This window comes from Sphingomonas kaistensis (assembly GCF_036884275.1).
In the GTDB taxonomy this organism is placed as follows: Bacteria; Pseudomonadota; Alphaproteobacteria; order Sphingomonadales; family Sphingomonadaceae; genus Sphingomicrobium; species Sphingomicrobium kaistense_A.
The window spans coordinates 958,104-980,249 of record NZ_CP145607.1; the positions used below are offsets into that span (position 1 = coordinate 958,104).

Consider the following 22,146-nt stretch of genomic DNA (forward strand, 5'->3'; position numbering starts at 1 on the left):
ATGAGCGGCGGCGGCTGGCATCCGGCGCTCTGGCGTGAGCGGCCTGCGGCGCAGCAGCCGGTCTATGCCGATGTCAAGGCGCTGGCCGCGGTCGAGCAGAACCTGGCGGTTTCGCCGCCGCTGGTGACGCTCGAAGCGGTAGACGCCCTGCGTGCGCGATTGGCCGAGGCGGCGGCGGGACGCGCTTTGCTGCTGCAGGGCGGCGATTGCGCGGAGACCTTTGCCGACGCCGATGTGGCGGGGCTGGTGGCCTTGTTCGACGGTCTGGCCGCCACGCTTCCGTTGCCGGCGGTGCAGGTCGCCCGGATCGCCGGCCAATATGCCAAGCCGCGAACGGTCGAGGGCCGGGTCTGGCGCGGCGAGAGCGTCAACGGCCGCGACGCGTTGGAGCCCGATCCGGCGCGGATGGGGCGGGCGTTCGATCATGCGGCAGCGACGGCGCGGCGGTTGCCGGCCGGGCTCTTCGCCAGCCACGAAGCGCTGCTTCTCCCGTACGAGCAGGCGCTGGTCCGCCGCGCCGACGATAGCCGCTGGTGGAGCGGGTCGGGGCATATGCTGTGGCTCGGTGAACGGACGCGGCAACTGGACGGAGCGCATGTCGCGTTCGCCGCTGGCATCGTCAATCCGCTGGGCGTGAAACTGGGCGAGATCAATGCCGACGAGTTGCGGCGGCTGGTCGATCGCCTCGACCCGGCGCGAGAGCCCGGGCGGCTGACGTTGATCGTCCGCATGGGTGCCGCCATCGACGCCGCGCTTCCGTCGCTGATGCGGGCGCTTCGGCAGGAGGGGCGCCAGCCCCTGTGGGTCAGCGATCCGCTGCACGGCAACACTGGCCGGGGCGGGCCGCACAAGGTGCGCTTGCTGGGCGAGGCCGTGCGTGAGGTCGAGGCGTTCACCCCGATCGCGCGGAGCGAAGGCGTGCATCCCGGTGGGCTTCACCTCGAAATGACCCCCGAAGACGTGGCCGAAGTGACCGGCGGCCTGGAAGGCGAAGGCTGGACCAGCGCCTGCGATCCCCGGCTCAATCCGCGCCAGGCGCAGGCGGTGGTGGCCGCCTTTGTCGCCGCGCTCGGCCGGCGCCACGCGGCATGAAGCTGCGCGCCACCGCGACCGGGCCGCTTATCGGGACCTTCGGGGTACCGGGCGACAAGTCGCTGTCGCACCGGGCGCTGATCTTCGGCGCGCTGGCGGCGGGCGAGACGGTGATCGCCGGGCTGCTGGAGAGCGAGGATGTGCTGGCGACGGCCACGGCGCTTCGGGCGTTCGGGGTGCGGGTCGAGCAGTTCGGACCGGGGCGCTGGCGGGTGATCGGGGGCGCGTGGCGCTCGCCCGATGCCCCGATCGATTGCGGCAACAGCGGCACGGCGGTGCGGCTGCTGATGGGCGCGGCGGCGGGGCAGGGCGTGCGCGCGACCTTCACCGGCGATGCGAGCCTGTCGAAGCGGCCGATGCGGCGGGTGACCGGGCCATTGGAGGCCATGGGTGTGCGGGTCGAAGGCGGAGAGCGATTGCCACTGACGGTCGAGGGACCGGTGACGCGGGGCATTGCGCATCTGAATGTGCCGGCCAGCGCGCAGGTCAAATCGGCGGTGCTGCTGGCGGGGCTGGGCACCCACCTGGCCGTCGAGGTCGCCGAACCGGTGCCGAGCCGCGATCATACAGAGACCATGCTGGCCGAATTCGGGGTCGACGTGGAGCGCGAGGGGCATATCTGCCGGCTGGGCGCGAAGCGGACGCTCGACGCGCGGCTGGTCGAGGTCAGCGGCGATCCTTCGTCGGCAGCCTTTGCGCTCGGCGCGGCGGCGATCGTGCCGGGGTCGGAGGTGACGGTGAAGAACGTGCTGCTCAATCCGCATCGTTCGGGCTTCGTCATGGCGCTGCAGCGGATGGGCGCGGATTTGGCGATGGACAATATCCGCGGGCGCGGCGGGGAGACGATCGGCGACGTGCGGGTGCGATTCGGGCCGCTGTTCGGGGCCGAGTTCACGGCCGAGGAAATTCCTTCGATGGTGGACGAGATTCCCATTCTCGCCGTGGTCGCCGCCGGCGCGCGGGGGGAAACCCGGATAGAGGGGCTGGACGAGCTTCGCCACAAGGAGAGCGACCGGCTGGCGCTGATGGCCGAGGGACTGACCGCTTGCGGGATCGAGGCGCGGGCGGACGGCGATGCGCTGGTGGTGCGGGGCGGGCCGATCCGCGGCGGCGGTCAGGTGCGGACCGAGGGCGATCACCGGATCGCGATGAGCCATCTGGTGCTGGGCCTTGCCGCCGAGCAGCCGGTGGTAATCGACGAGGCAGAGATGATCGCCACCAGCTTTCCCACCTTCCGCGAGGCGATGCGGGGGATCGGCGCGAAAATCGAGGAAGTGGCATGAGCTGGAACAGCTTCGGGCGCCTGTTCCGCTTCACCACCTGGGGCGAGAGTCACGGGCCGGCGATCGGGGTGGTCGTGGACGGCTGCCCGCCGGGCCTCGCGCTCGACGAGGCGCATGTCCAGCGCTTTCTCGACCAGCGGCGGCCGGGGACGGGCAAGAACGTCTCGCCGCGGCAGGAGCCGGACCGGGTGCGGATCCTGTCGGGGCTGTACGAGGGGCGGACGACGGGCACGCCGATCGCGATGATGATCGAGAATGTCGATCAGCGATCCAAGGATTATGCCGGCCTGCCGCCGCGTCCCGGTCACGCCGACGCGGCCTATGATGCCAAATACGGCTTCCGCGATCCGCGCGGCGGCGGCCGGGCGAGCGCGCGGGAGACCGCGATGCGGGTCGCGGCGGGCGCGGTGGCGCGACTGGTGATCCCCGAGGTGACGGTGACCGCCCGCGTGGCCGAGATCGGCGGCGAGGCGGATCCGGAGCGGTGGGAGAGCTTACTCGACGAAGCGCGAGGCCATCAGGACAGCCTGGGCGCGATCATCGAATGCGTCGCCGAGGGCGCGGCGGCGGGGTGGGGCGCGCCGGTCTATGCCAAGCTCGACGCCGATCTCGCCGCGGCGGTGATGGGCATCAATGCGGTCAAGGGCGTCGAGATCGGCGAAGGCTTTGCGGCGGGCCGGGCGAGCGGGCGGGCGAGCCTGCCGCTGATGCAGGCGAGCGGCATCGACGGGGGCATCGCGACCGGCCATCCGATCCGCTTGCGCGCCGCCTTCAAGCCGACCAGCAGCATCGGCATCGGCGGGCGGCACGATCCCTGCGTCGGCATCCGCGGCGCGCCGGTGGTGGAAGCCATGGTGGCACTGGTGCTGGCCGACCATAAGCTGCTGCACCGGGGGCAAACTGGAGGCGAGTCGCGATGATCCTGCTGGCACTGACGATGATGGCGGCGGAGCCGAGCGCGGAGGCACTGAAGCTCGGGCGCGAGATTGCGGAAAGCGGAACGCTGGCGACCTTGCTGCCGATGATGCGCGACGATGAGATCGGCAAGATGGTGAAGGACAATCCGAGCCTTCGCGCCTCCGAGCAGGCCGCCTTGCGCCGGACGGCCGACCGGGTTTTCGCGGCGGGTGCCGACAAATTGTTTGCGGCGACCGCGCGGGCTTATGCCGAGAAGCTCAGTCTCGACGACCTCAAGGCCGCGGCGGCCTATGCGCGCTCACCGGCGGCCAAGCGGGTGCAGGCCGCGCTGCGCGCGGTGATCGGCGCGTCGATGGGCGTCATGCAGGGGATGGATTTCAAGAAGGACGTGGCTGCGGCCTATTGCAAGGAAAGCGGCAAGCTCTGCGCCGCCGCTCAATGACATTTGAAGCGGTCGAACGGCTCCAGGCAGTCTCGGCAGCGCCACTGGCTTTTGCACGGGGTCGAGCCGAAGCGGCTGACTTCTTCGACCTCTGACGAGCCGCATTGCGGGCAATGGACTTCGCCTGAGGGCAAGGGCGGGGCAATGCCGTAGCGGCGGAGCTTTTCACCGCCTTCAGGGGTGATCCAGTCGGTGGTCCAGGGCGGGCTGATGACGGTCTCGATAGCGGTGCCGCGATAGCCGGCGGCGTCGAGGGCGGCGCGGATCGATTGTTCGATGAAAAGGGTCGCGGGGCAGCCGGAGTAGGTCGGGGTGATCACGACGCGCTCGACCGAGACGTCGCGGACGATGCCGAGCTCGACCACCGAGACGGCCGGAATTTCGGGATCGGGGACTTCCGCAAGGACGTCCCAGAGGGCCTGCGTTTCGGTCATTGCGATCCGATATGGATTGCTTCGCCCCGCTCGCAATGACGCGGGGGCATCAGACCCGCTCAATCACCATGGCGATGCCTTGGCCGACGCCGATGCACATGGTGGCGAGGGCGTAGCGGCCGCCGGTCTGGGCGAGCTGCACGGCGGCGGTGCCGGCGAGGCGGGCGCCGCTCATGCCCAGCGGGTGGCCGAGCGCGATCGCGCCGCCGTTGGGATTAACGCGGGGGTCGTCGTCGGGAAGGCCGAGCTGGCGGAGAACGGCGAGGCCTTGCGCGGCAAAAGCTTCGTTGAGTTCGATGACGTCGATCTGGTCGAGGGTGAGGCCGAGGCGCTTGAGCAGCTTGGTCGTCGCCGGGGCGGGGCCGATGCCCATGATGCGGGGCGGCACGCCAGCCACCGCGCAGCCGAGGATGCGGGCCTTGGGGGTCAGGCCGAAGCGCTTGGCGGTATCTCCGGACGCGATCAGCAGCGCAGCGGCACCGTCGTTGACGCCCGAGGCATTGCCCGCCGTCACGGTGCCGTCTCGGCGGACGATGGGCTTCAGCGCAGCAAGCTTGTCGAGCGGGCTGAGGCGGGGGTGCTCGTCCCTGTCGACGGTGGTCACTTCGCCCTTGCGGCCGGGGATGTCGACGCCGACGATCTCGGCGGCGAGGCGGCCATTGGCCTGCGCGGCGGCGGCCTTTTCCTGGCTGCGCAGCGCGAACAGGTCCTGGTCTTCTCTGGCGACGTTGAACTCGTCCGCGACGTTTTCGGCGGTCGAGGGCATGGTGTCGTCGCCATAGGCGTCACGCAGCTTGGGATTGACGAAGCGCCAGCCGATGGTGGTGTCGTAGATTTCGGCGTTGCGATCGAACGCGCTGGTCGCCTTGGCCATGACGAAGGGCGCGCGGCTCATGCTTTCGCTGCCACCCGCGATGAGCAGATCGCCTTCGCCCGAGCGAATGGTGCGGGCGGCCATGGCCACCGCGTCGAGGCCCGAGCCGCACAGGCGGTTGAGGGTCACCCCGCCGCTGTCCTGAGGCAGGCCGGCGAGCAAACCCGCCATCCGCGCGAGGTTGCGATTGTCCTCGCCCGCCTGGTTGGCGCAGCCGAGAATGATGTCGTCGAGCGCGGTCCAGTCGACGTCCGGGTTGCGATCCTTGAGCGCGCGGACAGGGATGGCGGCTAGATCGTCGGCGCGGACCGAGGACAGCGCACCGCCGTAGCGGCCGATCGGGGTGCGGACGTAATCGCAGATGAACGCGTCGGTCATATTCTCAAATTCTCGTTCGTGCTGAGCGAAGTCGAAGCACGCTTCGCATCCGTCCTTCGACTTCGCTCAGGACTAACGATGGGTTTTTAGTCGGCCGAGATCACCCCGCGGCGGATCTGGTCGAGCTCGATGCTCTCGAACAGCGCCTTGAAATTGCCTTCGCCGAAGCCCTCATTCCCCTTACGCTGGATGAGCTCGTAGAAGATCGGGCCGATCACGTTCTGGGTGAAGATCTGAAGCAGCAGGCCCTGACCTTCGGTCGGGGCGCCGTCGACCAGAATCTTGCGCTTCTTCAACTCGTCCAGCGGCTCGCCGTGACCCTTCACCCGCTCGTCGAGCAGGTCGTAATAGGTGTCGATGGTGTCCTGGAAGGGGATGCCGCGCGCCGACAGGATATCGACGCTCTTGTAGATGTCGGTGGTGCCGAGCGCGATGTGCTGGATGCCTTCGCCTTTGTATTCGCGGAGGAATTCCTCGATCTGACTCTTGTCGTCCTGGCTTTCGTTGAGCGGAATGCGGATCTTGCCGCAGGGGCTGGTCATCGCCTTGGAGAACAGGCCGGTGACCTTGCCCTCGATGTCGAAGTAACGGATTTCGCGGAAGTTGAAGAGCTTCTCGTAGAAGTCGGCCCACACCACCATCCGCCCGCGCCGGACGTTGTGGGTGAGGTGGTCGAGATAGGTGAGGCAGCTGGCCGAGGCCTGCATCGCTTCTTCGTAGCCCGGCAGATAGTCGAAGCTGTCGGCATAGGCGTCGCCGTGATCGCCATATTGGTCGACGAGATACAGCAACGAGCCGCCGATGCCTTCGATGGCGGGCCAGCCGAGGCCTTTGGCGGTGACGTCGGTGGCGCCGAGGTCGAGCGCGCGGGCGTGGGCGGCGGCGGCGTCCTTGACCCGGAAGGCCATGGCGACCGCGCTCGGCCCATGTTCCTTGGAGAAGTCGGCCGCATGACTTTCGTCATGGGCGTTGATCAGGAAGTTGATGTCGCCCTGGCGGTGGAGGGTGATATCCTGGGTGCGATGCTTCGCCACTGCCGGAAAACCGAGCTTCGCGAACAGGTCGCGCAGAAGCTGGGGTTCGGGGGCGGCATATTCGACGAACTCGAAGCCGTCGGTACCCATCGGGTTCTCAAGGCCGAGCGGGCCTTTCTCGAGCGTGGCGGTGGCCATGGGAAAGTCTCCTTGTCAGCGGTCCCTTGCGCCGGGCATGGTCGCTTTTCAAGCAGGAGGCCGGGCATGGCGTGGGAAGAACGGGATGGTGCGCTGTGGCGAAGCTTCGTCTTCAAGGATTTCAGCGAAGCGTGGGGCTTCCTGACGCGCGTGGCGCTGCACGCCGAGACGGTGGATCACCATCCCGAATTCACCAGCGTCTGGAACCGGGTCGATTTTCGCCTGACCAGCCATGACGCGGGCGGGGTGACCGATCGCGACCGCGCGCTGGCGGACGTGATCGATCGCCTAGCCGGTCAGTAGCTGCGGCCGGTCAGCCGCTGGTTCTTGCGATGCGCGAGAAAGGCGCCGATCGCGCCGCCGATGATCGGGCCGATGATCGGCGCGGGAATTCCGACCACTGCGCCTACCGCGGCATATTTGGCCATGCGCTTGCCTTCGTCGGTCATTCGTTTCTCCTTTAGTCGAACATGGCGGTGGCGAGCGGCTCGCTGGCCCCGAACCAGATCACATGATCGGTATGGTCCGAACGATCGTCCCCAGTCGATGGATGCGCGAAGACGGTGAGCCCCCGGCGATGCAGCGGAAGCCAGCAGGCGACTTCGCCGAAGCGGTCGGGGGCAACCGTCAGCTGGACCGAGCCGCGCGGATGCGGGCCGACCGGGCGGGTGTGGAAATGGCCCACCGCCGCGCCGAATCGCTCGGCCACTTCGGCCGCCACGGTGCGGGCGAGGTCGATCTCCGCAGCGTCGAAATAAAGATGCACGTGAAAGTCGCTCGGCCCGCTCATGGGGCGAAGATGGGTAGGCTGGTGCCCGAGCGGAAGAGCCAGCTTTCATTCAGGTGGGATTGCGGATAGGCAGGCTTCATGACCGCGCACGTCGCTATCGCCAGCTACTATTATCGCCACGAGGTGGGGATCGGCTAACGCGCGTCTATTGAAGACCCAAGTTTCCGCCACCCCGCCAGGCCACCGCCCGGCGGGTTTTTTTGTGTTCGTTTCACGCCTCCGTTTTTCAAGGGACCGTACCGATGCTGAAGACTCTTCACCGTGCCGAAGCCGACCCGCAGCTGCCGGGCTGGCAGGCCTATGTGGTGGACCAGGGCTGGGACCGTTTCAGCGCCGAGGAGCACGAGACGTGGGATATTCTTTACGCCCGGCAGGCGGCGTTGTTGAAGGGGCGGATCGTGCGCCGGTTCATGGACGGGCTGGGCAAGGTCGGGCTGGATGTCGGCGGTATCCCGGAGCTCGGGCGGCTGAACGCGCGGCTAGCGCCCCTGACCGGCTGGCGCTGCGTCGCGGTGGCGGGACTGGTCCCCGACGAGGCGTTCTTCGCGATGCTGGCGGCGCGGGTGTTTCCGATCGGCAATTTCATCCGCACGCGCGCCGAGCTCGATTATCTGGAGGAGCCGGACTGTTTTCACGATCTGTTCGGGCATGTGCCGATGCTGGCCGACCGCGCGGTGGCCGACGCGATGCAGCGGTTCGGCGAGACGGGTGTCGAAGCGATCGCGGCGGGCCATGGCGACAAGGTGGCACGGCTTTACTGGCACACGATCGAATTCGGACTGGTGCGCGAGGAGGGCGAAGTCTGCATCCTCGGCGCAGGGCTGGCGTCGAGCTTTGGCGAAGCGCTGAAAAGTCTCGACGACCCGGCGATCGAGCGGCGGCGGTTCACCCCGGAAGGGGCGGTGGCGACGCCGTATCGCCACGATGCGATGCAGCCGCTGTATCTCGTCGCCGACGGGATGGACGCGGTGGTGGCGGCGCTGGCCGGGCCGCTGCCGTGAGGCTGGCGCGGGGGCGGCGGTTCTGCTTATCGTCGCTCCCATGAGCATCTGGCATGTCCCGACCTTCGACCCGCAAGCCGCGACCGATATCGGCGACGCCTGCATGATCGGCCATCTCGGGATCGAATTTCTCGAGCGCGGGGAGGGTTGGCTGAAGGCGCGAATGCCGGTCGATCGCCGCACGACCCAGCCGTACGGACGGCTGCACGGCGGTGCGTCGGTCGCGCTGGCCGAGACGGTCGCCTCCTATGCGGGCATGATGACCGTCGATCCCACGCAGAAGGGCGTGGTCGGGCTGGAGATCAACGCCAATCACATTCGCGCCGCGCGCGAGGGCTGGGTGGTCGCCACCGCCAAGGCCGAGGCGCTTGGGCGGACGACGCAGGTGTGGACGATCCGGGTCGAGGAAGAAGGCGGCAAACTGGTCTGCCTGTCGCGGATCACGCTGGCGGTGATCGCGGTGCAGCAGGCCTAGGGCGTCGGCAGCCCGCGCGTTTCGAGGAAGCCGAGTGTTCGCCGGGTCACGTCGCGCGTGACCGGGCGGGAGACGCCGAAAGCCATGTGATTGCAGATCAGTTCGACGCGCTCGTCGCTTTCGTGCGGTTCGCCGCGGGCGCAGGCGGGGGCGACGATGCCGTCGCGGCGCGACCAGAAGGCGAGGGTCGGCACCGGCGGCTTGTCGCAAATGCGCGGGATCGGCGGATTGTCGACGGGGTGGCCCGCGACCATCTCGTAGAAGCGCCAGACATTGTTGCCGCGCACGTCGCCAGAAAAGGGCGAGCCGAGGGTGACCACAGCGGAGACGAGGTCGGGGCGGTGGCGGGCAAGCTCGCGCGCGAACAGGCCGCCGAGGCTCCAGCCGATCACCAGCACCGGCTCGCCGTCACCGATCTCGCGCAGCCGCCGTTCGAGCCGGTCGAGCGTGTCCGCCCGCGCCCCGCGATTGAGGCCGAGCGACCACGGATGCGTGCGCCAGCCCGCGGCGGCGAAGGCGCGGCGAAGCTCCATGGTGGTGCGGTCGGTGGCGACGAAACCGGGAATGACCAGCGCGGGCGGGCCGTCGACCGGTCCGCGGGGGCCGAGATGACCGAAGCTGTTGAGGATGCGCGGCGCGAGGCTCAGCGCTTCGGTCAGGCGGCGATAGCCCGGCGGAGCTCTTCCATCGTCATGCCGGACCTGATCCGGCATCCCGCTTCTGTGTTTCATTCCGCGTAGAAGAAAGAAGCGGGACCCCGGGTCAAGCCCGGGGTGACGGAGTTAGAGATATTCGCCGCCCATCAGCCCTTGCAGCGCCTTGGGCAGGCGCACGCGGCCGTCTTCGGTCTGGTGATTTTCCAGCAGGGGCACGAGGATGCGGGGGCTGGCCAGCGCGGTGTTGTTGAGGGTGTGGGCGTAGCGCACCTTGCCGTCCGCATCGCGGTAGCGAAGGTTGGCGCGGCGGGCCTGCCAGTCGTGCAGGGTCGAGCAGCTGTGGGTCTCGCGATATTTGCCGAGCGAAGGCACCCAGCTCTCGATATCGTTCATGCGAAATTTGCCCAGGCCCATGTCGCCGGTCGAGGTTTCGATCACCTGATAGGGGATTTCAAGGTCGGTCAGCAGTTCTTCGGCGAGGCCGAGTAGCTTGGCGTGCCACTCGGCGGAGGTCGCCTCGTCGGCTTCGCAGATGACGAACTGTTCGACCTTGGCGAACTGGTGGACGCGCAAGAGGCCGCGCACGTCGCGGCCCGCGCTGCCGGCTTCGCGGCGGAAGCAGGGCGAGTAGCCGGCGTAGAGCACGGGGCCCTTGGACAGGTCGAGGATCTCGCCCGAATGAAGCGAGGTCAGCGCGACTTCGGCGGTGCCGGCGAGCCACAAATCGTCGTTGGGGAGCTGGTAGGTTTCTTCCTTGTGGCCGGGGAATTGGCCTTGGCGCACAAACGCTTCCTCGCGGACCAGCGCGGGCACGGTGATCGGGGTGAAGCCCGCGCCCGCGATCTTGGTCAGCGCCCAGCTCATCAGCACGGTCTCGAGCAGGGCGAGGCGGCCCTTGAGGCAATATTGGCGGCTGCCCGACACCTGGACGATACGGCCGAGATCGGCCCAGTCGTTCCGTTCGCACAGTTCGACATGGTCGCGCGGGGTGAAGCCGAACTCGGGCAGCGTGCCTTCGATGCGGATGACGACGTTGCTGTTTTCGTCCGGACCGATCGGCGCGCCGTCCCACGGGATGTTGGGGAGGCGGAGGAGCGCGTCCTTGAGCGCGGTCTCCTTGTCGGCGATTCCGGCTTCGAATTCGGAGGCCTTGGCGCCGGCTTCCTTGGCGCGGCGGCCGAGTTCGGCCTTTTCTTCCGGCGCGGCGGTCTTGAAGCCGGCCGAGATGGCGTTGCGCTCGGCCCGCAGGCGGTCGACCTCGGTCTTGTTGGCGCGCACCTCGGTTTCGAGCGCAAGGATCGCGTCGAGGTCGATCGCGACATTCTTCTGCTCCGCCGCGCGGGCGACGAGGTCACGGTTCTGGCGGAGAAAGGCGAGGTCCAGCATGGGGCGGCGGGATGCGCGATTGCGCCTTCGGACGCAACCTTTCGCACGGCCCGGCACTTGACCCCGCCGCGACCTTCTTCTTTTCAGGCGGGAGGACAACAGGGGGAACCATGCCTTCAGGACTTGCCGCGCTGCTCGACGATGTGGCGACCATTGCCAAGCTCGCCGCGGCCAGCGTCGACGACGTGGGTGCCGCCGCCGGGCGTGCGGGGATGAAAGCCGCGGGCGTGGTGATCGACGATACCGCCGTCACTCCACGCTATGTCACCGGGCTCAGCCCCGCGCGCGAACTGCCGATCATCTTCAAGATCGCGCGCGGCTCCCTGTTCAACAAATTGGTGATCCTGCTTCCCGCCGCGCTGCTGCTGGCGGCGTTCGCGCCGTGGGCGATCACGCCCCTGCTGATGATCGGCGGCGCATTCCTGGCCTACGAGGCGACCCACAAGATCTGGGAAAAGGTGAGCGGCCACAGCCATACGGCCGAGGAACTGGTCGAGGTTGCCGATCCGGGCGAGCTCGAAGATCGGCAGGTCAAGGGCGCGGTCAGGACCGATTTCATCCTGTCGGCCGAGATCATGGCGATCGCACTGGCGGAAGTGGAAGCGAACAGCCTGGCGACGCAGGCCGGCATTCTCGCGGTGGTGGCGATCGCCATCACCATCGGCGTGTACGGCGTGGTCGGATTGATCGTGAAGCTGGACGATATCGGGCTTCATCTCGCCGAACGCGGCCCGAGTTTCGCGCAGAGCTTTGGCCGCGCGCTGGTTACGTTCGTGCCCAAACTCTTGGCGGCGTTGGCAGTGATCGGCACCGCGGCGATGCTGTGGGTCGGCGGGCAGATCCTGCTTCACGGCATGGAAGAATTGAACCTCGCCGCGGCGATTCCCCATTTCGTTCACGACACCTCGCATCACCTGGCCGAGCAGATCGGAGTTTGGGTGCCTGTCTGGGAGTGGCTCCTGAACGCCCTTGGCGGCGCGGTGGCGGGAATCGTGGTCGGCGGAATCATCGTCGCGCTGCTTGGCCTGTTGCCGAGCCGCAAGGCGGCAGACGCCGAGGCCGCGGCGCACTGAGCGGATTGCTGGTCTTCGTCGGGGGCGGCAGCGGGGCGCTGCTGCGCTGGCTCTTGGGCGGGCTGGTACCGACCCCGTGGGGCATCCTGGCGGTCAACATCCTCGGCTGCCTCGGCATGGGGCTGCTCGCGGGCTGGCTCGGCCGCAGCGGCGGGCCTGAGCAGGCGCGCCTGCTGCTCGGTGTCGGGCTGCTGGGCGGCTTCACCACCATGAGCGCGTTCGCGCTGGACACGGTGACCCTGTGGTCGCGCGCGCCGCTGACGGCGCTGGCCTATGCCGGGCTGACCATCGCCGGCTCGCTCGCCGGGCTGGCGATCGGCCTGACGCTGGCGCGTTAAAGCCGGACGTTCAGCCGCACGCCGACATTGTCGATGCCGGGATTCTGCCTGCCCGCCAGCTGCGCGTGGCTGAAGTGGACCCAGCTTGCTTCGACTCCGATCCGCTCGGTCACCTGCGCGCCGACCGCGATTTCGGGCGCGAACAGGATGCGGCTGCCGAGCGCGAGGCGATCGGGCAGGTCGACCTTGGAGGCCGAGCCGTCGTGAATGGCAAGGCCGACGCCCGGGCGGACGTAGAGCCTCTCGCCGAAGCGCGCCGACACGCCGGCGGCAAGGAAATTGGTGCCGCCATCGGTGTTGAGCTGGCCAAAGGCATAAGGCTGGAGCTTCCAGAAAACCGGGTTGCCGCGGATGCCGACGCTCACGTCCGCGCCGCCTTCGCGGTCGGAATTGAGGCTGAGCGGCGTCTTGACGCCATGCGCGTGGAGGCCGGCGAAGACTTCAGTCGCGTTGGCCGCGGTGGGCAGGGCGAGCAAGGCGGCAAGCAGAACACAGTTTCTCATCGTGGCTCCAGCATAGATGGGAAAGCCGATTGTCGCCAAGCGCTTGAGCGGGCGATGAACGGAACCCCCGTGCCGGTCGCGGCTTTGGGTAAGCAGGTCCAAAACAGCCCGTCATGGAGTGCTTCGATGCGTCGCCTTGTTCCCCTTGCGATGGTGATGGCCTTGGGCGGCGTCAGCCTTGCCGGCTGCGCCACCACGCCCGGCACGGCCATGGCATCGAGCGCCGCCTCGGCGTTCGTCGCGACCGCGGCGTCGAGCGATCTGTTCGAGATCGAGAGCAGCCGGCTGGCGCTGCAGCGCAGCCAGTCGCCGATGCTGCGGATGCATGCCGAGATGATGATCCGCGATCACACAAATCTCGGCGCGCAGCTAAGTGCGGCGGCGGCCGGCGTGGGGATTGGGGTGCCGACGCAGATGCTGCCGATGCATGCGGCGATGCTGGACGAGCTGGCGAGATCGCCGAACTTCGATGCCACGTATCGCAGCCAGCAGGTCACCAGCCACCGCCAGGCGCTGACGCTGATGGATCGCTATGCGCGGCGCGGTGACGTGCCGCAGTTGCGCGGGGTGGCGGCTGCCGCGGTGCCGGTGATCCGCGGGCACCTCGATCACAGCCTGCGGATCTGAAGGGTCAGGCGCCCGCTTGCCAGGCGCGGATCGACGGATCGGGGCTGAGCAGCATCCAAACGTTCAGCGTCAGATTGTCGCGGATGATGGCGAGCGGGATCAGCTCCAGCACCAGCACGATCATCACGCTGGCCCATACCGGGAGCCGGCCGGCGAGGAAGAAGCCGACGATCATCATCGCGATGTCGCTGACCGAATTCAGCACGCTGTCGCCGCGATAGCCGAGCGCGATGGTCGCCTCGCGGTAGCGGTTGATGATGACGGGCGAGTTTTCGACGATTTCCCACGCGGCTTCGACCAGGGTCGCGGCGAGCAGCCTGTCTCCCGGTTTGCGGCGTTTCGCGACGAGATGCAGCAGGCCGTAGAACAGGAAGCCGTGGACGACGTGGCTGGCGCTGTACCAGTCGAGCAGCATCTGGCTCTGCTTGGCGCCGACAGGGCCCCACAGTTCGATAAGGCCACCCTTGTAGGTGAGCGGACGGCCCATCAGCCACAGGATCGCCGCGGCGGCGAGGACGACGAGGAGGGTGGCGACCCACGGCCGGGCGGTTTTGCTCATGCGCATTCCACCGTGAGGTGCGCGATACGCTTGTCGTCGCCGAGGCGGCGGCGGATTTCGCTGGCGGGCGCGCCGGTCGCCGAGACGATGGCGGCATAGCGGCCGGGCCCGACCGCCCACAGGTGCCAGTCGTGGACGGTGACGTCGCCGCTGCCTTCGATCCGGGCTTTGAGTTCGTCGCACAAGCGGCGGTCGGGCACCTGGTCGGTGAGGATGCGCGACGACTGGCCGAGCAGCTGCACGCTCCACCGCATGATCAGCGCCGCGCCGAGGATACCGACTGCGGCATCGAGCCAGGACAGGCCGAATTGCCAGGCCAGCGCCAGCGCGACGATGGCAGTGAGGCTGGTCACCGCATCGGCAAGGACGTGGAGGTAGGCCGAGCGCAGGTTGAGATCGACGCCGTGGTCATGATCGCTCTCATGGTCATGTTCGCCATGGGAATGTCCGTGCCCGGCATGGCCGTGTCCGAGGATGACCGCGCAGATGAGATTGATGACGAGCCCGATGCAGGCGACCAGCAGCGCCTCGCGATATTCGACGGTGACGGGGTCCAGCAGCCGGGCGACACTTTCGTAGAGAATGCCCGCGGCGACTGCGAACAGGATCAGGGCCGAGGCGAAGGCGGCCAGAGTCCCGACCTTGCCGGTACCCCAGCTGAAGCGCGGATCGGTCGAGCGTTTGCGCGCATAGGAATAAGCGAACAGCGAGAGGATCAGCGACAGGCTGTCGGTGGCCATGTGCCAGCCGTCGGCGACCAGCGCCATCGATCCGGTGATCGTGCCGAAGCTGATTTCCGCGACCGTGGTGATCGCGGTAAGCACCACTACCCAGCGGGTACGCCGGGCGTTGGAATCGTGGGCGTCGCCGAGGAAATCGTGGGCGTGGGTAGCCATCGCCTTTCTGGCTAGGGCAGCGCCCGACTCTTGCCAAGGAGGAGATGTCGGTCCCAAGAAGCATCCATGCTGCGCGCTTATGGTCCCGATTGCGACGGTTCGGTCATTGCGGCCGAGGGCAGCATTCCTGCCTCCGCGACCTGGATCGACCTCGAAGAACCGACCCGCGCCGAGGAGCAGCAGGTCGAGCGCTCGCTGGGCTTCGCCGTTCCGACCCGCGACGACATGGTCGAGATCGAGCCGTCCAGCCGCCTGTACGAGCGCGACGGGGCACTGGTGATGACGGTGAGCGTGCTGTTCGGGGTGCAGGAAGGAAATCCGCAAAGCGAACCGATCAGTTTCCTGTTGAAGCAGGGCAAGCTGGTGACCGTGCGCTACGTGACGCCCAAGCCCTGGCTGGCCTTCAGCCGCGAGGCGCGGAGCGAAATCGCGCTGGTGAAGGACGCGACCACCGCGATGACCCGGTTGCTCGATGCGATCGTCGACCGGCTTGCCGACGAGCTCGAAGCCGCGGCCACCGAGATCGAGAATCTTTCCTCCGACACCTTTCGGGGCAACGATTACGAGCGGATCTCGACCAAGCAGCTCGAAGCTGTGCTGCGGCGGATCGGTTATGTGCAGACACTGATCGCCAAGATCCGCATCACCGCGGTCAGCACCGCGCGGGCGCTGAGTTTCCTCGCGGCGTCCGACCGGCTTCATGCCGAAGGCTGCGAGCGGACTCGTGATCTCATTTCCAGCCTCAGCACCGATGTGGCGGCGCTGATCGATCATAGTGCGTTTCTGTCGGGCCAGCTGACCTTTCTGCTCGACGCCAGCCTCGGGCTCATCAGCATCGAGCAGAATGCGGCGATGAAATTGTTCAGCTGGATGGCGGTGGTGTTCCTGCCGCCGACCCTGATCGCGGGCATTTTTGGAATGAATTTCAAATATATGCCCGAACTCGAGCAGCCCTGGGGTTATCCGGCGAGCCTGGCGCTGATGCTGGTCAGCGCGGTCGTGCCGCTGTGGATCCTGAAGCGGAAGGGCTGGATCTAGGCCTGGAGCAGAAAGGTCGAGCCGGCCGACATCGCGGCGGGCTCTGCACTGGCCGGCTTGCCGGCCGTAGCGAGGCGGCGGGCGAGGGCGACACGGGCAAGGCTGAGATCGCCAAGCGGGCGGCCCGAGCGACCGGCTTCGGCCCGCTCGAAAGCGGCGAGACGGCGGTCGAAATCCGGGCTGGTAAAGGGCATGGCTTTTCCCCGCGAGGCGCGCGGCAAAAACCACCGGCGACCGCGCATCAACCGCCGGCGGAGCCCGTGGTTCCCGTCCAAGATGATTCTTTTTGGGCGATTTGAAGCGTGGTGCAGCAGGCGCAGCGGTGAGCGCGGCCAGCCCCTTTGCCGGTGCGGGCAAGGCTTGCTAAGGGCCACGGCAATCCTTTTTTCCGCTACAGAAGAGAACGCCATGATCCCGACCGGCCAGGACAGCCTCGGCACCCGCTCGACCCTCACCGTCGGCGGCAAGAGCTACGCTTATTACGACCTCAACAAGGCGGGCTCGGCGCTGGGCGATGTCAGCCGGCTGCCCTTCTCGATGAAGGTGCTGCTCGAGAATCTGCTGCGCTTCGAAGACGGCGTCACGGTCACCCGCGACGATCTGCAGGCGATGGTCGACTGGCAAAAGGAAAAAAGGATCAGCCGCGAAATCCAGTATCGCCCGGCCCGCGTCCTGATGCAGGATTTCACCGGCGTTCCCGCGGTGGTCGACCTCGCCGCGATGCGCGACGCGATGAAGCAGCTCGGCGGCGACCCGCAGAAGATCAATCCGTTGGTCCCGGTGCATCTCGTCATCGACCACTCGGTGATGGTCGATGAGTTCGGCACCCCGCAGGCCGCCAGCCAGAACGTCGATTACGAATATGCCCGCAACCGCGAGCGCTACGAGTTCCTGAAATGGGGCAGCCAGGCGTTCGACAACTTCAAGGTCGTGCCGCCGGGCACCGGCATCTGCCACCAGGTGAACCTCGAATATATCTGCCAGACGGTGTGGACCTCGGCCGACCAGTCGGGCGACGAAGTGGCTTATCCCGACACGTTGGTCGGCACCGACAGCCACACGACGATGGTCAACGGCCTTGGCGTGCTCGGCTGGGGCGTCGGCGGGATCGAGGCGGAAGCCGCGATGCTCGGTCAGCCGGTCTCGATGCTGATCCCCGAAGTGGTCGGCTTCCGCGTCACCGGCAGCCTCAAGGAAGGCATCACCGCCACCGACCTGGTGCTGACCGTCACCCAGATGCTTCGCGCCAAGGGCGTGGTCGGCCGCTTTGTCGAATTCTTCGGCCCGGGCCTCGACGCGATGACGCTTGCCGATCGCGCCACCATCGCCAACATGGCGCCCGAATATGGCGCGACCTGCGGCTTCTTCCCGATCGACACCCGCACGCTCGATTATCTGCGCCTGTCGGGCCGCGACGACGACCGGATCGCGCTGGTCGAGGCTTATGCCAAGGCGCAGGGCATGTGGCGCGACGCCGATGCGCCAGAGCCCTTGTTCACCGACACGCTCGAGCTCAACCTCGGCAGCGTGGTGCCGAGCCTCGCCGGTCCCAAGCGCCCGCAGGACCGCGTGATCCTGAGCGAGGTCGACGACCAGTTCAACGCCGAGCTGGCCGACACCTACAAGAAGGCAAACGACCCGCGGGTCGAGGTCGAAGGACTGGATCACGACCTTGGCAACGGCGACGTGGTGATCGCCGCCATCACCAGCTGCACCAATACCTCGAACCCGAGCGTGCTGGTCGCCGCGGGCCTGGTCGCCCGCAAAGCGCGTGCGCTTGGCCTCACCCGCAAGCCGTGGGTAAAGACCAGCCTGGCGCCGGGAAGCCAGGTGGTGAGCGATTATCTCGCCGCCGCGGGGCTGCAGGACGATCTCGATTCGATCGGTTTCAACACCGTCGGCTACGGCTGCACCACCTGCATCGGTAATTCGGGCCCGCTCGCCGCCCCGATCAGCGCGGCGATCAACGGCAACGACTTGGTCGCCGTGTCGGTCCTGTCGGGCAATCGCAATTTCGAAGGCCGCGTCAGCCCCGACTGCCGCGCCAACTATCTCGCCAGCCCGCCGCTGGTGGTCGCCTATGCGCTAGCCGGTACCGTTCGCAGCGACATCACGGCCGAGCCGATCGGCACCGCGCAGAATGGCGAAAAGGTCTATCTGAAGGACATCTGGCCGACCAACGACGAGATCCGCGATCTCATCGACCGGCACGTCCACTCGGACCTGTTCCGCAAGCGCTATGCCGACGTCTATCGCGGCGACGAGCATTGGAAGGGCATTTCGGTCACCGGCGGCGACACCTATGCCTGGCCGGCGGCGTCGACCTACATCGCCAACCCGCCTTATTTCGAAGGCATGAGCATGCAGGCCAAGGGTATCGAGGATATCTCGAACGCCCGTACGCTGGCGGTGTTCGGCGATTCGATCACCACCGATCACATCAGCCCGGCCGGCTCGATCAAGGCCGAGAGCCCGGCGGGCAAGTGGCTGATGGAACGCCAGGTGCCGAAGAACGAGTTCAACAGCTACGGCGCGCGGCGCGGCAACCACGACGTGATGATGCGCGGCACCTTTGCCAACATCCGTATCCGCAACAAGATGCTGACCGGGGTCGAGGGCGGCTACACCCGCAACCTTCTGACCGGCGAGCAGGAAGCGATCTACGACGCGGCCATGGCCTACAAGGATGCGGGCGTGCCGCTGGTGATCCTGGCGGGCAAGGAGTATGGCACCGGCTCGTCGCGCGACTGGGCGGCCAAGGGCACCGTGTTGCTGGGCGTCCGCGCAGTGATCGCCGAAAGCTTCGAGCGTATCCACCGTTCGAACCTGGTCGGCATGGGCGTGTTGCCGCTGCAGTTCGCGGAAGGGGACAGCGCCGCATCGCTTGGGCTGGACGGAAGCGAGAGCTTCACCATCCGCAATGTCGCCGGCATCCAGCCGCGCCAGGACGTCGAGGTCGAAGTGACCGAGGCCGATGGCCACACCCGCACCATCGTCGCGCGGTGCCGGATCGATACCTTCAACGAGCTCGAATATTTCCACGCCGGCGGGATCCTGCCGTACGTGCTGCGCAAGCTCGCCGCCTGATGGAGCGCCTGTTCGTGGATATCGCAGGGTGGGCCGCCGCCCTGCTGATCCTTGGCGCCTATGCGCTGCTGACGGCGGACAAGGTCGATGCGAAATCGCCGCTGTATCAGGCGATGAACGTGCTGGGCGCGATCGGCTTTATCATCAACTCGGGCTACTTTAAGGCGTGGCCGTCGGCGGTGCTGAACGTGATCTGGGCCGGGATCGGGATCGTCGCGCTGATCCGCATCGCGACGAACCGGAAGAAGGCGGAAGCCTAGGCCTCGGCCGTCGCGGCGCTGAGCCACGACGGGAGTGTCACGCCCGCCAGATCGTCGACCCGGCGATGTTCGACTGCGAGGCCGAGGTCGGGATAGTAGGCCTTAGTCCGCGGGCCGGGCTCGGTCGCGGGGACGACCACCAGCCGCCGATTGACCTTTTGCCGCCAATTCATCCGCGCGGTATTTTCCTGGCCGACGTAACAGCCCTTGGTGAAGCTGACGCCGTTGAGCTCGGCCGCATTGCATTCGAGCCAGAGCAGATCGCCTAGTTCGGCGCGGTCTTCGCACACGCCGAGGCTGAGGCGGTGACGAAGCCAGCCGGTCGCCGGTGCGTCGGCAGGCGCGATCCAGCGGCGGCCGAGATCGGGGAGGCGCGGATCGGCTACGCCGTCGTCACCCTCCGCCGACCAGTGAACGGCGAGGGCATGCTCGAGCGCGATCTCGATCGGGCGGCGCAGGCGATACATGCGCAGCCGCTTGGCAAGCTCCTCCGCCGCGTCCGCCTCGCAGTCGATCAGCAGGTCGTCCCCCTCAGCCCAGACCAGGAAATCGAACAGGCATTTGCCCTGCGCGGAGAGGAGGCCGGTCCAAACCGGCAACGCGCCGGTGACGTCGTTGGTGACGAGCCCCTGGAGGAAGCCGCGGACATCCTCTCCGGACAGGCGGATCACGGCGCGGTCGGCGAGGGTGGTGGCGGGCATGGCCTTTAGCTAGGAAGCCGACCGTGCAAACGCAAAGCCTGACCATCCGCCGCCCCGACGACTGGCACCTCCACCTGCGCGACGGCGCGATGCTGAAGGCGGTCGCGCCCTACAGCGCGCGGCAGTTCGCGCGGGCGATCATCATGCCCAATCTCGTGCCGCCGGTGACCACGGTCGAGGCGGCGAGCGCTTACCGGAATCGCATTCGCGCTGCCGCCGGTCCCGGTTTCGAGCCGCTGATGACCTGCTATCTGACCGACAGCACCGATCCCGACGAATTGGAGCGCGGTCACCGCGACGGGGTGTGGGCCGCCGCCAAGATGTATCCCGCGGGCGCCACCACCAACAGCCACAGCGGCGTGACCGACGTTCGCCATATTCACGCCGCGCTGGAGCGGATGGAAAAGATCGGCATGGTGCTGTGCGTCCACGGCGAGGTGACCGACCCGGCGATCGACATCTTCGACCGCGAGGCGGTGTTCCTCGAGCGCGTACTGACCCCGGTGCTGCGCGACTTTCCGGGCCTCAAGGTGGTGCTCGAGCATATCACCACCGCCGACAGCGCCGACTTCGTCCGCGAAGCGGGGCCGAACGTTGCCGCGACGATCACGCCGCAGCACCTTCATCTCAACCGCAATGCGCTGTTCGAGGGCGGGCTGCGGCCGCATGCGTATTGCCTGCCGGTGGTGAAGCGCGAGAAGCACCGGCTCGCGGTCCGCGCGGCGGCGGTGTCGGGCAGCGCCCAATTCTTCCTCGGCACCGACAGCGCCCCGCATCTCAAGGAAGCCAAGGAATCGGGCTGCGGCTGTGCCGGCATCTGGAACGCGCCCCATGCGCTGGAAAGCTATGCCACGGTGTTCGACGAGGAAGGGGCGCTCGACCGATTCGAGGGCTTCGCGTCGGAGCATGGCCCGCGCTTCTACGGGCTGCCACTCAACGAGGGCACGGTGACTCTGGAAAGGACTGAAACGGTCGTGCCGGAGCGGATGGAAGCTGCGGGATCGTCGCTGGTGCCGTTCCACGCCGGGCAGACGCTCGGCTGGACCTTGCGGACTTAGTAGCCCTCGGAAACCTTGGTCCCGCGGCCGGTCGATCCCAGCACCAGTTGGAAATGCTTTTCAACCGCCGTGTAGCAGTCGCAGCTGACCTTCTGCAGCCCGCGCCGGTCGATCACCTGGATCGCGCCGCGGCGGTAGGAGATCAGCCCCTGTTCCTGAAGCACGCGGGCGACTGCATTGACCGTGGTGCGCTGCACGCCGAGCAATCCCGCCAGGCTTTCCTGCGTCAGTTCGAGCCGGTCGCTGCCGGCTCGGTCCTGCGCGTGTAGAAGCCAGCGCGCGGCGCGGGCTTCGATCGGGTGAAAGGCGTTGCAGGCCACCGACTGCATGACCTGCGCCAGAAGGGCATCGGCGTAGCGGCAGAACAGATTGCGCAGGTGCGCACTGGTTTCCTTGGCTTTTTCCAGCACGTCCATCGGGACCAAGGCGGCCGAGCCGGGCAACTGGACGACCGCCTGGGTAAAGGCCGGCGCCTCGCCGCAACTGATGATCCCGCCCACCGCGCCTTCGCGGCCGATCGAGGCGACCTCAACCGAGCGTCCGCCGGTCAGCTCACGCCGCATCGAGACCATCAGGCCGTCGAACGGAAACAGGCAGTGCTTGGTGACTTCGCCTTCGGCCAGAACGATCTCACCGCCGCCGAACGTCGCGATCTCCATTTCTTCGGCAAACAGGGCGCGCTCGATGGGCGAGAGGGTGGCAAGCAAGCGATTGCCGGCGAACGCGGCATCGAGGCTCGACTCTGCGAGCAGATCGCGAAGTTGATCCATAAGCCCCGGTAACTCCCCACTCAGACCGCGGACGACCTGTCGAGGGAAAGCATTACGCTAGTGTTCCGATGGGAAGCAATACCTTAAAATATAAGGACTTAGGGCTACTTTTGTGTCGGCTAACCGACAGTCGGCAAGCACTTCGTTTTCCGTGGGTTAACGGCGAGATCGCGGTTTGTGCGGTGAGCGGTTGAACAGCGCACCACTGTCCGCTAAGCGCACCGCAGCCGAGGCATCCGGAGACGTGGGTGAGTGGCTGAAACCAGCGGTTTGCTAAACCGCCGTAGGGGGAATTCCCTTACCGAGGGTTCGAATCCCTCCGTCTCCGCCATTCC

At 67.2% G+C, this 22,146-nt stretch carries 27 protein-coding genes and 1 tRNA gene; 15 read left to right on the forward strand and 13 right to left on the reverse strand.

All coding sequences use genetic code 11. From position 1 onward, the window contains the following. Genes V6R86_RS04570 through V6R86_RS04585 form a run of 4 tightly spaced genes read left to right on the forward strand, consistent with a single transcriptional unit; the run spans position 1 to position 3,735 of the window. Positions 1-1,092, forward strand: a complete 1,092-nt coding sequence (locus V6R86_RS04570; RefSeq protein ID WP_338502518.1) for a 3-deoxy-7-phosphoheptulonate synthase — start codon at positions 1-3, stop codon at positions 1,090-1,092. Beyond that, complete coding sequence (aroA, locus tag V6R86_RS04575; RefSeq protein WP_338502520.1) at positions 1,089-2,375, forward strand: 3-phosphoshikimate 1-carboxyvinyltransferase; 1,287 nt, start codon at positions 1,089-1,091, stop codon at positions 2,373-2,375. Before V6R86_RS04570 ends, aroA begins: the two co-directional genes overlap by 4 nt. Continuing rightward, positions 2,372-3,295, forward strand: a complete 924-nt coding sequence (locus V6R86_RS04580) for a chorismate synthase (protein WP_338502522.1) — start codon at positions 2,372-2,374, stop codon at positions 3,293-3,295. Before aroA ends, V6R86_RS04580 begins: the two co-directional genes overlap by 4 nt. Next, on the forward strand, positions 3,292-3,735 hold the full coding sequence (locus V6R86_RS04585) for a DUF2059 domain-containing protein (protein ID WP_338502523.1): 444 nt from the start codon (positions 3,292-3,294) through the stop codon (positions 3,733-3,735). Before V6R86_RS04580 ends, V6R86_RS04585 begins: the two co-directional genes overlap by 4 nt. Here V6R86_RS04585 and paaD read toward each other — a convergent pair. The 3 genes from paaD to hppD all read right to left on the reverse strand — a co-directional run bounded on the left by paaD (position 3,729) and on the right by hppD (position 6,593). Continuing rightward, positions 3,729-4,169 carry a 1,2-phenylacetyl-CoA epoxidase subunit PaaD gene (gene paaD / locus V6R86_RS04590; RefSeq protein ID WP_338502524.1) on the reverse strand — a complete coding sequence of 147 codons (441 nt, stop codon included), beginning with the start codon at positions 4,167-4,169 and terminating at the stop codon, positions 3,729-3,731. The genes V6R86_RS04585 and paaD overlap by 7 nt on opposite strands. Positions 4,170-4,218: 49 nt before the next feature. Then, a complete protein-coding gene (gene pcaF, locus V6R86_RS04595; RefSeq protein ID WP_338502526.1) occupies positions 4,219-5,421 on the reverse strand; it encodes a 3-oxoadipyl-CoA thiolase in 1,203 nt (400 codons plus the stop codon). Between the two features lie 86 nt (positions 5,422-5,507). Continuing rightward, on the reverse strand, positions 5,508-6,593 hold the full coding sequence (gene hppD / locus V6R86_RS04600) for a 4-hydroxyphenylpyruvate dioxygenase (protein ID WP_338502528.1): 1,086 nt from the start codon (positions 6,591-6,593) through the stop codon (positions 5,508-5,510). 66 nt (positions 6,594-6,659) lie between these two features. Here hppD and V6R86_RS04605 point away from each other — a divergent pair, with 66 nt between their 5' ends. Continuing rightward, positions 6,660-6,896: a 4a-hydroxytetrahydrobiopterin dehydratase gene (locus tag V6R86_RS04605; protein WP_338502530.1), complete on the forward strand. Its 237-nt coding sequence runs from the start codon at positions 6,660-6,662 to the stop codon at positions 6,894-6,896. Here the strand turns inward: V6R86_RS04605 and V6R86_RS04610 are convergent. Together V6R86_RS04610 and V6R86_RS04615 are read right to left on the reverse strand one after the other, a co-directional pair. Further along, positions 6,890-7,042, reverse strand: a complete 153-nt coding sequence (locus V6R86_RS04610) for a hypothetical protein (protein WP_338502532.1) — start codon at positions 7,040-7,042, stop codon at positions 6,890-6,892. The genes V6R86_RS04605 and V6R86_RS04610 overlap by 7 nt on opposite strands. An 11-nt stretch (positions 7,043-7,053) precedes the next feature. Further along, a complete protein-coding gene (locus V6R86_RS04615; RefSeq protein WP_338502534.1) occupies positions 7,054-7,383 on the reverse strand; it encodes a DOPA 4,5-dioxygenase family protein in 330 nt (109 codons plus the stop codon). 242 nt (positions 7,384-7,625) lie between these two features. On the opposite strand from V6R86_RS04615, the gene V6R86_RS04620 reads away from it, so the two are divergent. Together V6R86_RS04620 and V6R86_RS04625 are read left to right on the forward strand one after the other, a co-directional pair. Then, a complete protein-coding gene (locus V6R86_RS04620; RefSeq protein WP_338502535.1) occupies positions 7,626-8,384 on the forward strand; it encodes a phenylalanine 4-monooxygenase in 759 nt (252 codons plus the stop codon). Between the two features lie 40 nt (positions 8,385-8,424). Then, positions 8,425-8,859, forward strand: coding sequence for a hotdog fold thioesterase (locus V6R86_RS04625; RefSeq protein WP_338502537.1), 435 nt, complete (start codon positions 8,425-8,427; stop codon positions 8,857-8,859). Here the strand turns inward: V6R86_RS04625 and V6R86_RS04630 are convergent. Beyond that, a complete protein-coding gene (locus V6R86_RS04630; protein WP_338502539.1) occupies positions 8,856-9,572 on the reverse strand; it encodes an alpha/beta hydrolase family protein in 717 nt (238 codons plus the stop codon). The genes V6R86_RS04625 and V6R86_RS04630 overlap by 4 nt on opposite strands. A 69-nt stretch (positions 9,573-9,641) precedes the next feature. Next, a complete protein-coding gene (serS, locus tag V6R86_RS04635; RefSeq protein WP_338502541.1) occupies positions 9,642-10,901 on the reverse strand; it encodes a serine--tRNA ligase in 1,260 nt (419 codons plus the stop codon). Positions 10,902-11,011: 110 nt separating this feature from the next. On the opposite strand from serS, the gene V6R86_RS04640 reads away from it, so the two are divergent. Then, on the forward strand, positions 11,012-11,974 hold the full coding sequence (locus tag V6R86_RS04640; protein ID WP_338502543.1) for a DUF808 domain-containing protein: 963 nt from the start codon (positions 11,012-11,014) through the stop codon (positions 11,972-11,974). A 5-nt stretch (positions 11,975-11,979) separates the two neighbouring features. Next, the gene (locus V6R86_RS04645; protein WP_338502545.1) at positions 11,980-12,312 is read left to right on the forward strand and encodes a CrcB family protein; all 333 of its coding nucleotides are present in this window, start codon (positions 11,980-11,982) and stop codon (positions 12,310-12,312) included. Here V6R86_RS04645 and V6R86_RS04650 read toward each other — a convergent pair. Then, positions 12,309-12,815, reverse strand: a complete 507-nt coding sequence (locus tag V6R86_RS04650) for an acyloxyacyl hydrolase (RefSeq protein WP_338502547.1) — start codon at positions 12,813-12,815, stop codon at positions 12,309-12,311. The two genes, V6R86_RS04645 and V6R86_RS04650, sit on opposite strands and share 4 nt — an antisense overlap. A 126-nt stretch (positions 12,816-12,941) precedes the next feature. On the opposite strand from V6R86_RS04650, the gene V6R86_RS04655 reads away from it, so the two are divergent. After that, positions 12,942-13,442 carry a DUF4142 domain-containing protein gene (locus V6R86_RS04655; RefSeq protein WP_338502548.1) on the forward strand — a complete coding sequence of 167 codons (501 nt, stop codon included), beginning with the start codon at positions 12,942-12,944 and terminating at the stop codon, positions 13,440-13,442. A gap of 4 nt (positions 13,443-13,446) precedes the next feature. Here the strand turns inward: V6R86_RS04655 and V6R86_RS04660 are convergent, their stop codons facing one another. Both V6R86_RS04660 and dmeF read right to left on the reverse strand, forming a co-directional pair. Further along, positions 13,447-14,001 (reverse strand): DUF2585 family protein, encoded by a 555-nt coding sequence (locus V6R86_RS04660; RefSeq protein WP_338502550.1) that lies wholly within the window; start codon positions 13,999-14,001, stop codon positions 13,447-13,449. Continuing rightward, entirely contained in the window at positions 13,998-14,897 is a 900-nt protein-coding gene (gene dmeF, locus V6R86_RS04665) for a CDF family Co(II)/Ni(II) efflux transporter DmeF (RefSeq protein ID WP_338502552.1), read from the reverse strand. The genes V6R86_RS04660 and dmeF overlap by 4 nt, the downstream gene beginning before the upstream one ends. Positions 14,898-14,963: 66 nt before the next feature. Here dmeF and V6R86_RS04670 point away from each other — a divergent pair, with 66 nt between their 5' ends. Continuing rightward, on the forward strand, positions 14,964-15,935 hold the full coding sequence (locus V6R86_RS04670; protein WP_338502554.1) for a magnesium transporter CorA family protein: 972 nt from the start codon (positions 14,964-14,966) through the stop codon (positions 15,933-15,935). Here the strand turns inward: V6R86_RS04670 and V6R86_RS04675 are convergent. Next, on the reverse strand, positions 15,932-16,129 hold the full coding sequence (locus tag V6R86_RS04675) for a hypothetical protein (protein WP_338502556.1): 198 nt from the start codon (positions 16,127-16,129) through the stop codon (positions 15,932-15,934). The two genes, V6R86_RS04670 and V6R86_RS04675, sit on opposite strands and share 4 nt — an antisense overlap. Before the next feature lie 214 nt (positions 16,130-16,343). Between V6R86_RS04675 and acnA the strand changes: the two genes are divergently transcribed. Together acnA and V6R86_RS04685 are read left to right on the forward strand one after the other, a co-directional pair. Beyond that, on the forward strand, positions 16,344-19,022 hold the full coding sequence (acnA, locus tag V6R86_RS04680) for an aconitate hydratase AcnA (RefSeq protein ID WP_338502558.1): 2,679 nt from the start codon (positions 16,344-16,346) through the stop codon (positions 19,020-19,022). After that, the gene (locus V6R86_RS04685; protein WP_338502559.1) at positions 19,022-19,282 is read left to right on the forward strand and encodes a CBU_0592 family membrane protein; all 261 of its coding nucleotides are present in this window, start codon (positions 19,022-19,024) and stop codon (positions 19,280-19,282) included. Before acnA ends, V6R86_RS04685 begins: the two co-directional genes overlap by 1 nt. Here the strand turns inward: V6R86_RS04685 and V6R86_RS04690 are convergent. Further along, entirely contained in the window at positions 19,279-19,983 is a 705-nt protein-coding gene (locus tag V6R86_RS04690) for a folate-binding protein (RefSeq protein ID WP_338502561.1), read from the reverse strand. The genes V6R86_RS04685 and V6R86_RS04690 overlap by 4 nt on opposite strands. Positions 19,984-20,006: 23 nt before the next feature. Here V6R86_RS04690 and pyrC point away from each other — a divergent pair, with 23 nt between their 5' ends. After that, positions 20,007-21,041: a dihydroorotase gene (gene pyrC / locus V6R86_RS04695; RefSeq protein WP_338502563.1), complete on the forward strand. Its 1,035-nt coding sequence runs from the start codon at positions 20,007-20,009 to the stop codon at positions 21,039-21,041. Here the strand turns inward: pyrC and V6R86_RS04700 are convergent. Then, entirely contained in the window at positions 21,038-21,811 is a 774-nt protein-coding gene (locus V6R86_RS04700) for a Crp/Fnr family transcriptional regulator (protein WP_338502565.1), read from the reverse strand. The two genes, pyrC and V6R86_RS04700, sit on opposite strands and share 4 nt — an antisense overlap. 238 nt (positions 21,812-22,049) lie before the next feature. Between V6R86_RS04700 and V6R86_RS04705 the strand changes: the two genes are divergently transcribed. After that, positions 22,050-22,142 (forward strand) — tRNA-Ser (locus V6R86_RS04705). Positions 22,143-22,146: the final 4 nt, after the last annotated feature.